The following is a 10,028-nucleotide window of genomic DNA, read 5'->3' on the forward strand; positions in this document are numbered from 1 at the left end:
CGATTACTTCCAGCCCCGCACCTTTGCTCAGGCCGTCTGTGAAGCGGCAACCTCGGAATCGAGGTCGGCGAGGCGGTAGCCCGCCGAGTGGATGGTGTGGAGCAACGGCCGGTCGAACGGCTTGTCGATGACCCGGCGGAGGTTGTAGAGGTGCGAACGCAGGGTGTCCGAATCGGGCAGCGTATCGCCCCAGATCTCGCGCTCGATATCGCGGCGGCTCACCACGCGCGGCGATTCGCGCATGAGGATCGCCAGCAGCTTGAGGCCGATCGGCGAGACGGTCAGCTCCTGGCCGCCACGGGTCAGGCGCAGCGTCGCCGTGTCGAGGGTCATGTCGCCGACCGTGAGGACTTCGGACGACACCTGGCGACGGTCACGGCGGATCAGGGCGCGCAGGCGCGCTTCGAGTTCGCGCACTTCGAACGGCTTGACCAGGTAATCGTCGGCGCCTGCCTCCAGGCCCACCAGCTTGTCTTCCAGCGTGTCGCGCGCCGTCAGCATCAGCACCGGAGTGGACTTCTTTCCGTCCTTGCGCAGCTTGCGGCACACGTCCAGGCCGTCCATGCCCGGCAGCATCAGGTCGAGCACGATCACGTCATAGCTGTTGGACACGGCCAGGTGCAGCCCGCTCACGCCGTCGGCGGCGTAGTCGACGGAGTAGCCCCGGCGCTCAAGGAATTCGCCCACCATCTCGGCAATCTGACGGTTGTCCTCGACGAGGAGGATCAGGCCTGCTTGTTCGTCGCGGTTGCTCATCGCTCCACTCTCCTTCTCGTGATTCACAAATGTGAAGAGTTAACGGCCGGACCGGTGAGAACAGCGTGAAGACCGAAAACAGGTATTCATTCTGGGTAGGTAAACGTCGACGTTTCGTCGTTTACCTGAGTAGGGGTGCAAGCGCTTTCCATACATTCTCCGCCACGCGGGGCTCGCCCTTCGCGGTGGGATGCAGCCCGTCGTCCTGCATCAGCGCCGGATCCAGGGCCACGCCATCGAGGAGAAAGGGCACGAGGGCGACGTCGTGCTTCTTCGCGGCATCGGCATATACCTTGCGCAGCCCGTCCCTGTACTGCGGGCCATAGTTCACCGGCAGTTCGATGCCCAGCAGCAGCACCTTTGCCCCGGCGCCCTGCGCCGCGGTGACCATGGCATCGAGGTTTTCAGCCAGCTTGCCCAGCGAAAGCCCCTGCAGGCCATCGTTCGCGCCCAGTTCGATCACCACCACGCCCGGCTTCTCCCGGCCCAATAGCGCGGGCAGGCGGTTGCGACCACTCAGCGAGGTCTCGCCGCTGATGCTGGCATTGACCATTGCCCATGGTGGCGCCATGTTCGAAGTGCGCGCGTCCAGCAAACGCACCCAGCCGGCCTCCACCGGGATGTTGTGCGCCGCCGACAGTGAGTCCCCGAGCACCAGCACCTTGCGTGGCGAGCCCGCCGCGTGGGCCACGGCGCAGAAAACCATAAGCAGCAACAGGACCAGGCTACGACGCATGAGCGATTCTTCCCGAGTTCTTCTTGAAGTGGCGGATGTTAGCAAGTCGGTTTTCGGTCCGGAGGGCCAGCTGGATATCCTGTCAGGCGTGAACCTGGCGGTGGCCGCGGGCGAAAGTTTCGCCATCGTCGGGGCATCGGGCTCGGGCAAGACCACCCTGCTCGGGCTGCTGGCGGGGCTGGACGTGCCGACCGCAGGCACGATCCGCCTCGACGGCCAATCGCTCGGCGGCATGGATGAGGAAGCACGCGCGGCGGTGCGCCGCCGGCTGGTCGGCTTCGTGTTCCAGTCGTTCCACCTGCTCCCCGCGCTCACCGCGGAAGAAAACGTCATGCTCCCGCTGGAGCTGGAGGGCGACGACAACGCCCGAGACCGCGCGCACGCGGCACTGGATGCCGTCGGCCTTGCCGCCCGCCGTCGCCATTACCCCGCGCAGCTTTCCGGCGGCGAACAGCAGCGCGTCGCGCTGGCCCGCGCCTTCGTCCACCGGCCGCGCATCCTGTTTGCCGACGAACCCACCGGCAACCTCGACCAGCACACCGGCGAGCATGTCGGTGACCTGTTGTTCGACATGAACCGCCAGCACAAGACGACGCTGATCCTGGTCACGCACGATCCGCGCCTCGCCGCACGCTGCGCGCGCCAGGCCGAGCTGCGTGAAGGGCGCCTCGGGGTGGCTGCATGAACGTGACGCGGCTGGCGCTGCGCACGCTGCGTCGCGAATGGCACCTCGTGGAGCTGCGCACCCTGGCCGCGTCCCTCGTCCTGGCCGTGGTCGCGCTGGGCGTCGTCGCCACCCTGTCCACGCGCATCGAGCGCGGCATCCTCGCGAGCGCGGCCGAACTGATCGGCGGTGACATCGGCGTATCGGCGCCCGCACCGTTACCCGAGGCGATGGCCACGTCCGCTCGCGACGATGGCCTCCAGCTGACCCGCGGCGCGCAATTCCGCAGCGTCGCTTTCGTGGGTGAGCACAGCCAGTTGCTCGACGTGCTCGCCAGCGATGCGGCCTATCCGCTGCGCGGCACGCTGGAAGTCGGCGGTGCCGATGGCCGCACCCGCGTCGCACACGGCCCTCCGCGTGGCGAGGTCTATCTCGACCATCGGGCCATGGTCGGCCTGGGCATCCACGCCGGGCAACGCGTCCAGATCGGCGGGCTGGATCTGGTGGCCTCCGCGGAACTCGTGCGCCAGCCCGACGGCGGCGAACTCTTCGCGCTCGCACCGCGCGCGGTCATGAACCTCGACGATGCCAATGCCGCCGGCCTGCTCGGCGTAGGCAGCCGCGCGCGCCACCGCCTGCTCGTATCGGGGCCGCCCGCCGCCGTAGCGCGCTGGCGTACCGCCGTGGAAGAAGGCAGCCTGCCCGCCGGCGCGGACCTGATTACCCCGGAGAAGATGCAGGAGCGCATGCGCAGCGCCTTCGACCGCGCGAGTGCGTTCCTGCGCCTCACCGCGCTGCTTTCGGCCCTGCTCTCCGGCGTGGCCATCGCCCTCGCCTCCGCCCGCTACGCGCGGCGCAAGGCCGGTGAAGTCGCCCTGCTGCGCGCGCTGGGGACGCCACGGCGCAAGGTGGCGTCGCTGCTGGTCATGACCCTGGCGGCGCTGGCACTACCGGCCGCCGCGGTCGGCATCGTGATCGCGCTGGGTCTGACCGAAGGTGCGTGGTACTTCGCGCGCCAGCTCTTCGACAACATCCCGACGACCTTGCCACTCGCGCCGGCGTTCGCGGCGGCAGCGATGGGCCTGGCGGTGCTCGCTGGCTTCGCCCTCCCGCCACTGGTACGCCTGGCCGAGGTGCCGCCGGTCGCGGTCTTCCGCGAATCGATGCAGCGCCGCCTCCGCCGCTTCGACGTGCTGTACCTCGTGCCGCTCGCCACCGCGATCGGCCTGCTCTGGTTGCAGAGCGATTCGGCGAAGCTGGCGGGCATCCTCGCGGCGAGCCTTGCCGGCGTCGCGGCCGTCGCCGCGTTGCTGGCCGCCTTGCTGCTGGTCGTCGCCCGGCGCGTCGCACCGGGCGCGCATCCCGCGTTGCGCATTGGCCTGGCCGCGCTCGCGCGCCGTCGCGGGCTGTCGCTGGTCCAGGCCACGGCGTTGTCACTGGGGCTCTGCGCGTTGCTGCTGCTCGCCGTCATTGCCCCTTCCCTGCTGGAAGGCTGGCGTCGTGAGCTGCCGGCCGATACACCCAACTGGTTCGCGCTGAACCTGCAGGAAGACCAGCGCACCGCATTCGCCGAGCAGTTGCAACGCATCGGTGCGACCAAGACGAACATGATGCCGCTGGCGGTAGGCAAGCTCACGGCGATCAATGGCACGCCCGTCGATAAGCTGCCCTTCCTCGCGAATGACGAGGCGCGTGATGCCGCGGACCGCCAGTTGCGGCTCTCATGGACGGCGGACCTGCCGCCTTCCAACGAGGTAGTGGCCGGCACCTGGCCAGGCGCATCGCCTGGACAGGCTGAAGTCTCCGTCGACACCTCATGGCGCGACCGCTTCCACCTGAAGCTGGGCGACACGCTGCGCTTCGAGGTCGGCGAAGGTGCGCTTGATGCGCGCGTCACCAGCGTACGCAAGGTCGACTGGACCTCGTTTCGCGTGAACTTCTTCCTCATGCTGGACCCGGCCCATGCAGGCGACATCCCGCATACCTGGCTCACGAGCTTCTACCTGCCACGCGGCCACGGCGACCAGCTGTCGAAGCTCTCGCGCGACTACGGCAACCTGAGCCTGATCGATGTCGACGCCCTGCTCGACCGCGTGCGCGAAATCGTGGATCGCGTCGGCGGTGCCGTGCGCTGGGTGCTCGGCTTCAGCCTGCTCGCCGGCGCACTGGTGCTCACCGCCGCGCTTGCGGCGAGCGCACAGGAACGACGCAAGGAGGCTGCGTTGTTGCGCACGCTCGGCGCCACGCGTGCGCAGTTGCGCGCGGCGGCGGCATGCGAGTTCGCATTGCTGGGCCTGGTCGCTGGACTCACGGCCGGCCTCGGTGCCGCCGGTGCGGGCTGGTGGCTCGGCAAGGCGGTGTTCCGCCTGGAGGACTTCGTCCCGCCGTTGTGGCCGTTGCTTGGCGCCGCCGCCATCGCCGCGTTCGTCGTGATGCTGATCGGCCTCTTCGGTACGCGCCGCGTCTTGCGCACCTCGCCGATGGCGTTGTTGCGGGAGTGACGCGCGCCGGTCAGTCGGCGATATGCATCTCGAGCGCCATCACGATCGCCTCTTCCCGGCCGTTCTTCGCCGGGTAATAGGCGGGGCGGCGGCCGATCTCGGCAAAGCCCATCGACTCGTACAGTGCGTGCGCCACCGGGTTGGAAGGGCGCACCTCGAGGAAGATGCGCTCCGCCCCGTACCAGCGGGCGAGGTCGACCAGGCGGCGCATCATGCGCCGGCCGTAGCCGAGGCCACGGTGTGCGTCGCCGATGCAGACGTTCAGCACATGGGCTTCGCCGGCGGCGACGGAGAGGATGCCGTAACCTGCGATCTCGCCTTCGTGGATGATGACCCAGCAGTTATGCCCGGCCTGCAGGCAGTCGCGAAAGATGCCAGCGCTCCACGGGAACTCATACGACGCGTGCTCGATGGCCACCACCGCATCGAGGTCTTCGCGGCGCATGGCGCGCACCTCGGTGGATGGGCGGGCGACGGCGACCATGGCTCAGCGCCTGCCCAGCGAACGGCCCAGTGCACGCAGCCCGTTCCACAGGCGACGCTTGGCCGCGGCATCGGCGAGAAGCACGGAAGGCGGATCCACGAGGACGATCTGCGCGGCACTCATGACGGCGGCAGGCAGTTCGTGGCCCAGTGCGCGCGCCTGTGCCTCGCCGAAGACCAGGTAATGCGCGGCCACCGGCACGTGGCCCAGGCCACGCTCGCCGGCTTCGAGCCGCGCGGCCCGGCCCATGACGGGACCGAACGCGCGCAGCGCGCGGCCGACCAGATCCAGCTCGCGCTCGCTCGCGCCCGCCGGGAGCACGACGACGCAGGGCACCCGCTCGCCAGGACCGGCATCGTTCACGGCCGGCTGGTCGTCGACCGCCACGGCCGCTTCCGACCCGCGCAGGCGCCACGGGGTGACTCCCATGGCCTTGAGCAGGTGCGCGCGGCGCTCGGGCGAGACGGCGGACATGCTTATTCCGGCGCCTTGGCGTGGCGACGCACGCGGCGGCGATGGGCGGCACGCCCCCACAAGGTCATGACCGGACCCGAGACGACGTAAACCAGCGTGCCGATGAAGAGCACGCGCGGCGGGTCGATCACCAGCAACACGACGATGAGTACCGCCGCGATCAGCCAGATGAAGGGGACCCGATCGCTCCTGGGCCACGCCTTGAAACTGAAGTAGCGGACGTTGCTGACCATGAGCAGGCCGGCGATCACGGCCAGCGGCATGGCGAAGAACGCGACATCCGGCCCCGGCACGTCGAACCGGGTCATGGTCCAGACGAAGGACATGCACAGGACCGCCGCGGCCGGGCTCGCCAGCCCCTGGAAGTAGCGCTTGTCGGCGACGCCCACCTGGGTATTGAAGCGGGCCAGGCGCAGGGCCGCGCATACGGCGTAGATGAAGGCCGCCGCCCAGCCGATCTTCCCCCAGGTACGGCCGTAGTCGGCCAGGGAGGAGAGCGACCAGGTGTACATGACCAGCGCCGGGGCCAGGCCAAAGCTGACCAGGTCGGACAGTGAGTCGTACTGGACGCCGAACTCGCTCTGCGTATTGGTGAGCCGGGCCACGCGGCCATCCATCCCATCCAGGATGCCGGCGACGAAGACGGCCAGGGCGGCGGTACCGAAATTCCCGTGGATCGCGGACACGATCGCGTAGAAACCGGCGAACATGGCGCCCGTCGTGAACAGGTTCGGCAGGAGGTAGATACCGCGGTGGCGCGGCCCCCGGGCTTGGATCGGATCGCTCATCGGCTCAGTCGTCACTTGGGCCTCCAGTTTAGCCCAGCCGCCGTGAAGCGTCAGTCCGTGCATTCCCGGCAGAAAGCGCGAAGCAGTCGCTTGCGCGCCCCGGGGGCGGGTGATAGATGTGTCCGCCACATTCATCTTCGCCTGGGATACCCCCACATGCGCCGCTGCCTCGCCCTGGTCCTGCTCGTCGCCGTCTGCCCGCTCGCCTTCGCCCAGGCCTACAAATGGAAAGATGCCCAGGGCGTCACGCATTACTCGGACTCCCCGCCCCCGGGCCAGGAGGCCAAGGTCGAAAAGATCAAGATGAAGGGCGGCGTCTCGATGCCTTCATCGTCGTCCACGCCCGCACCTGCCCCCGCGGCCAGCGCCCCCAAGCCCGCTGCCGGCACGCCAGTCGCCGACAACCCGGCCAACCGCAAGGCACTCTGCAGCCAGCTGACCAAGAACATGGAGGTCCTGCAAAAGGAAGCCATCGTTTCCGTCGATGACGGCAAGGGCGGCACGCAGCAGCTGGATGCCGCCGGCCGCCAGCGCCAGGTGGAAACCACCCAGGCCCAGATGACCCTCTACTGCAAGTCGTAACGCCCTATAATTCCGCTTTTCCCCGACGAACTCCGCCCGATGCGCCTCAGCCAGTACCACCTCGCCACCGTCAAGGAAGTTCCCGCCGACGCGGATATCGCCAGCCAGCAGCTCATGCTGCGCGCCGGCATGATCCGCAAGCTGGCCTCGGGCCTCTACACGTGGTCGCCGCTGGGCCTGCGCGTGCTGCGCAAGGTGGAGGCCGTGGTCCGTGAGGAGATGGTGCGCGCCGGCGCGATCGAGATGCTGATGCCGTCGGTGCAGCCGCGCGACCTGTGGGAAGAGACGGGCCGCTGGGAGAAGTTCGGCGGCCAGCTCCTGAAGATGAAGGATCGCAAGGAGCAGGAGTTCTGCTACGGCCCGACGCACGAGGAAGTCATCACCGACTTCGCGCGCAACGAGCTGAAGAGCTACAAGCAGCTGCCGCTCAATTTCTTCCAGATCCAGACCAAGTTCCGCGACGAGATCCGCCCGCGCTTTGGCGTGATGCGTGCGCGCGAGTTCCTGATGAAGGACGCCTACTCGTTCCACCTCACCCCGGAATCGCTCGACGAGACCTACCGGGTGATGTACGACGCGTACTCGCGCATCTTCACCCGCCTTGGCCTGGAGTTCCGCGCGGTCGATGCCGACACCGGCGCGATTGGCGGCAGCGCCAGCAACGAGTTCCAGGTCCTGGCCGATTCCGGCGAAGACCACATCGCCTTTTCCGATGCCTCGCCTTACGCGGCGAACATCGAAAAGGCCCAGTCGCTCGCCCCGGCCGGTGAGCGCCCTGCCCCCTCGGCAGCGCTGCAGCGCGTGGATACGCCCACGCAGCGCACGATCGATGAGGTCACGGCGTTCCTCAAGGTGCCGGCCACGCAGGCGGTGAAGACGATCCTCGTCCGTGGCGTCGAGGGCCTCGTCGCCCTGTGCCTGCGCGGCGACCATGAGATCAACGAAGTGAAGGTGTCGCACCTGGCCGAGCTGGCAGGTGAGCCCGAACTGGCCAGCGAGGAAGAGATCCTTGCCGCCACGGGCACGCGCCCGGGCTTCATCGGCCCCGTGGGCCTGCCCGCGAACATCCCGGTCATCGTCGATCGCGACGCGGCCCTGCTCGCCGACTTCGTCTGCGGCGGCAACCAGGACGGTACGCATTACACCGGCGCCAACTGGGACCGCGATGCGCGCGTCACCCGCGTGGAAGACATCCGCAAGGTGGTGGACGGCGATGCCTCGCCCGATGGCAAGGGCACGCTGCGTCTTGCCCGTGGTATCGAGGTGGGACACATCTTCCAGCTCGGCCAGAAGTACGCGGAAGCCATGGGCGCCAGCGTGCTCGATGGCAACGGCAAGATGAGCACCATGTACATGGGCTGCTACGGCATCGGCGTCAGCCGCATCGTGGCGGCGGCGATCGAACAGCGCCACGACGAGAACGGCATGATCTGGACCGACGCGATGGCGCCGTGGCGCGTGGCAGTCTGCGTCATCAACCCGAAGAATGACGCCACGGTAGCCGAGGCGGCCGAGTCGCTGTACGCGGAACTCTCGCAGGCCGGCATCGATACGGTGCTGGACGATCGTGGCCTGCGTCCGGGTTCGATGTTCGCGGATATCGAGCTGATCGGCATCCCGCACCGTGTCGTGGTGAGCGGCCGAGGCCTCGAGGCTGGCACGTTTGAGTATCGTGCCCGTACCGATGCGGAATCGCGCAACGTTACGCGTGAGGAACTGCTGGCTTTGCTGAAGGGCTAAGCGGCCGCATCTGCTGCGTCGAAAAGGCCGCCTTCGGGCGGCTTTTTCGTGCACTGTTGCGCCCCCTACGCGCCTCGTCATCGGTTCATTCGCTGGCGCGAATGCATGTGACCAGCGGCTTGCGCCGCCTTAGGCTGGGAGTGTCGCGGTGTCGGGAGCGGTCAGGCCCTGGCGGCCGCCAGGCGCGGACCTGCGGACCGGGCCGTAGCTCCCTCTTCGCGAAACGCGTTGCCTCACGCGGCCCTCCGCTCATGTCGGCCGCCAGGGCCTGACCGCCCCCGAGTCGACACATTCCGTTTCGTACCGCACAAGCCGGTACACCGAAGCCGCGTCCCTTGTGGGAGCGCGCGCGTGCGCGATAAGCCAACGAAGCGGGGATGCGGGATCCCGTCCGGACTCCTGCGCGGCACACGTTGCGAGCTCTCCCACCGTGAACCTCACCGTTTGAGGCGCGGGTGGGCAGGCCCTTGGGGCCGACATGAGCGGAGGGCCGCGTGGCGTATCGATTTTCGCGAGTGAGGCGCTACGGCCCGGTCCGAAGGTCCGCGCCTGGCGGCCTCAAGGGCCTGCCCACCCGCAGCTTCCTCGACCGACAAAGGCGAGGCGGCGCTAGCCGCTGGTCACATGCATTCGCGCCAGCGAATGAACCGATCACGAGGTACAGGCGATGCCGTCGCAAGTTTTCAGAAAAGCCTCACAATTAATGAGGGCGATTACCCTATTCCCGTGTAGGGTTTTTCTGATATTAGATAAAAGATAATCAAACCACTCCCATAAACACATTTATTGCGCCACAATGCCGGGCAATGGCCATTACCTAATGGTCCGTCAATACCAACCCCCGGGAGGATGCCATGGCCGTCGATATCAAGAACCTCAACCACACCCAGCTCACCGAGCTGATCGCCAAGGCCCAGTCCCGCCAGGGCGAGCTGCAGAAGGAAAAGGTCACGAGGCTTCGCGAGAAAATCAACGCGATGATCAAGGAAGAAGGGCTCACATTTGACGATGTCTTCGGCGTCCGCGCGCCCAAGTCGCGGCGTGCTGGCACCACGGTCGCCGCCAAATATCGCAATCCGACCGATCCGGAACAGACCTGGTCGGGTCGTGGCAAGCGCCCGCGCTGGTTTAATGAGGCACTCAAGGCTGGCAAGAAAGAAAGCGATCTTCTCGCCTGATAATAATCCGCAGCACGCTAAAAGGCCCCGTTAATCCGGGGCCTTTTTGTTTCATGTGGGAGCGCCGGGGGGGGGGGGGGGGTGTGCGGCGAGCAGCCCGCGCGACGGTGCGGGCACGCAGGCGG

General features: G+C 67.6%; 10 protein-coding genes. 5 read left to right on the forward strand and 5 right to left on the reverse strand.

Going from position 1 to position 10,028, the window contains the following annotated elements; all coding sequences use genetic code 11:
- Positions 1–27 precede the first annotated feature (27 nt).
- Positions 28–756, reverse strand: a complete 729-nt coding sequence (locus tag ACZ6YI_RS00885) for a response regulator transcription factor (RefSeq protein WP_045831332.1) — start codon at positions 754–756, stop codon at positions 28–30.
- Between the two features lie 121 nt (positions 757–877).
- Positions 878–1,492: an arylesterase gene (locus ACZ6YI_RS00890; protein ID WP_465777034.1), complete on the reverse strand. Its 615-nt coding sequence runs from the start codon at positions 1,490–1,492 to the stop codon at positions 878–880.
- On the opposite strand from ACZ6YI_RS00890, the gene ACZ6YI_RS00895 reads away from it, so the two are divergent.
- Positions 1,491–2,177, forward strand: coding sequence for an ABC transporter ATP-binding protein (locus ACZ6YI_RS00895; protein ID WP_465777035.1), 687 nt, complete (start codon positions 1,491–1,493; stop codon positions 2,175–2,177). The two genes, ACZ6YI_RS00890 and ACZ6YI_RS00895, sit on opposite strands and share 2 nt — an antisense overlap.
- Positions 2,174–4,657, forward strand: a complete 2,484-nt coding sequence (locus ACZ6YI_RS00900) for an ABC transporter permease (RefSeq protein WP_465777036.1) — start codon at positions 2,174–2,176, stop codon at positions 4,655–4,657. Before ACZ6YI_RS00895 ends, ACZ6YI_RS00900 begins: the two co-directional genes overlap by 4 nt.
- A gap of 10 nt (positions 4,658–4,667) precedes the next feature.
- On the opposite strand, the gene rimI is transcribed toward ACZ6YI_RS00900, so the two are convergent.
- The 3 genes from rimI to pssA are packed head-to-tail and all read right to left on the reverse strand — an operon-like array spanning position 4,668 to position 6,403.
- Positions 4,668–5,141 carry a ribosomal protein S18-alanine N-acetyltransferase gene (gene rimI / locus ACZ6YI_RS00905; protein ID WP_465777037.1) on the reverse strand — a complete coding sequence of 158 codons (474 nt, stop codon included), beginning with the start codon at positions 5,139–5,141 and terminating at the stop codon, positions 4,668–4,670.
- Between the two features lie 3 nt (positions 5,142–5,144).
- On the reverse strand, positions 5,145–5,615 hold the full coding sequence (locus tag ACZ6YI_RS00910) for a hypothetical protein (RefSeq protein WP_465777038.1): 471 nt from the start codon (positions 5,613–5,615) through the stop codon (positions 5,145–5,147).
- 2 nt (positions 5,616–5,617) lie between these two features.
- Complete coding sequence (gene pssA, locus ACZ6YI_RS00915; RefSeq protein WP_440329315.1) at positions 5,618–6,403, reverse strand: CDP-diacylglycerol--serine O-phosphatidyltransferase; 786 nt, start codon at positions 6,401–6,403, stop codon at positions 5,618–5,620.
- Positions 6,404–6,559: 156 nt separating this feature from the next.
- Here pssA and ACZ6YI_RS00920 point away from each other — a divergent pair, with 156 nt between their 5' ends.
- From ACZ6YI_RS00920 to ACZ6YI_RS00930, 3 genes are all read left to right on the forward strand, one after another.
- Positions 6,560–6,985 carry a DUF4124 domain-containing protein gene (locus tag ACZ6YI_RS00920; RefSeq protein WP_465777039.1) on the forward strand — a complete coding sequence of 142 codons (426 nt, stop codon included), beginning with the start codon at positions 6,560–6,562 and terminating at the stop codon, positions 6,983–6,985.
- Between the two features lie 39 nt (positions 6,986–7,024).
- Positions 7,025–8,725, forward strand: a complete 1,701-nt coding sequence (locus ACZ6YI_RS00925; protein WP_465777040.1) for a proline--tRNA ligase — start codon at positions 7,025–7,027, stop codon at positions 8,723–8,725.
- Positions 8,726–9,579: 854 nt separating this feature from the next.
- On the forward strand, positions 9,580–9,903 hold the full coding sequence (locus ACZ6YI_RS00930) for an H-NS histone family protein (RefSeq protein ID WP_465777041.1): 324 nt from the start codon (positions 9,580–9,582) through the stop codon (positions 9,901–9,903).
- The last annotated feature ends 125 nt before the right edge of the window (positions 9,904–10,028 follow it).

Source organism: Luteibacter sp. NPDC104163 (genome assembly GCF_055584245.1).

Excerpts from the sequence above, each read along its gene's own strand:
- ACZ6YI_RS00885 (WP_045831332.1), bottom strand. The coding sequence starts at position 756 with ATGAGCAACCGCGACGAACAAGCAGGCCTGATCCTCCTCGTCGAGGAC.
- ACZ6YI_RS00895 (WP_465777035.1), top strand. The coding sequence starts at position 1,491 with ATGAGCGATTCTTCCCGAGTTCTTCTTGAAGTGGCGGATGTTAGCAAG.
- ACZ6YI_RS00890 (WP_465777034.1), bottom strand. The coding sequence starts at position 1,492 with ATGCGTCGTAGCCTGGTCCTGTTGCTGCTTATGGTTTTCTGCGCCGTG.
- ACZ6YI_RS00900 (WP_465777036.1), top strand. The coding sequence starts at position 2,174 with ATGAACGTGACGCGGCTGGCGCTGCGCACGCTGCGTCGCGAATGGCAC.
- rimI (WP_465777037.1), bottom strand. The coding sequence starts at position 5,141 with ATGGTCGCCGTCGCCCGCCCATCCACCGAGGTGCGCGCCATGCGCCGC.
- ACZ6YI_RS00910 (WP_465777038.1), bottom strand. The coding sequence starts at position 5,615 with ATGTCCGCCGTCTCGCCCGAGCGCCGCGCGCACCTGCTCAAGGCCATG.
- pssA (WP_440329315.1), bottom strand. The coding sequence starts at position 6,403 with ATGAGCGATCCGATCCAAGCCCGGGGGCCGCGCCACCGCGGTATCTAC.
- ACZ6YI_RS00920 (WP_465777039.1), top strand. The coding sequence starts at position 6,560 with ATGCGCCGCTGCCTCGCCCTGGTCCTGCTCGTCGCCGTCTGCCCGCTC.
- ACZ6YI_RS00925 (WP_465777040.1), top strand. The coding sequence starts at position 7,025 with ATGCGCCTCAGCCAGTACCACCTCGCCACCGTCAAGGAAGTTCCCGCC.
- ACZ6YI_RS00930 (WP_465777041.1), top strand. The coding sequence starts at position 9,580 with ATGGCCGTCGATATCAAGAACCTCAACCACACCCAGCTCACCGAGCTG.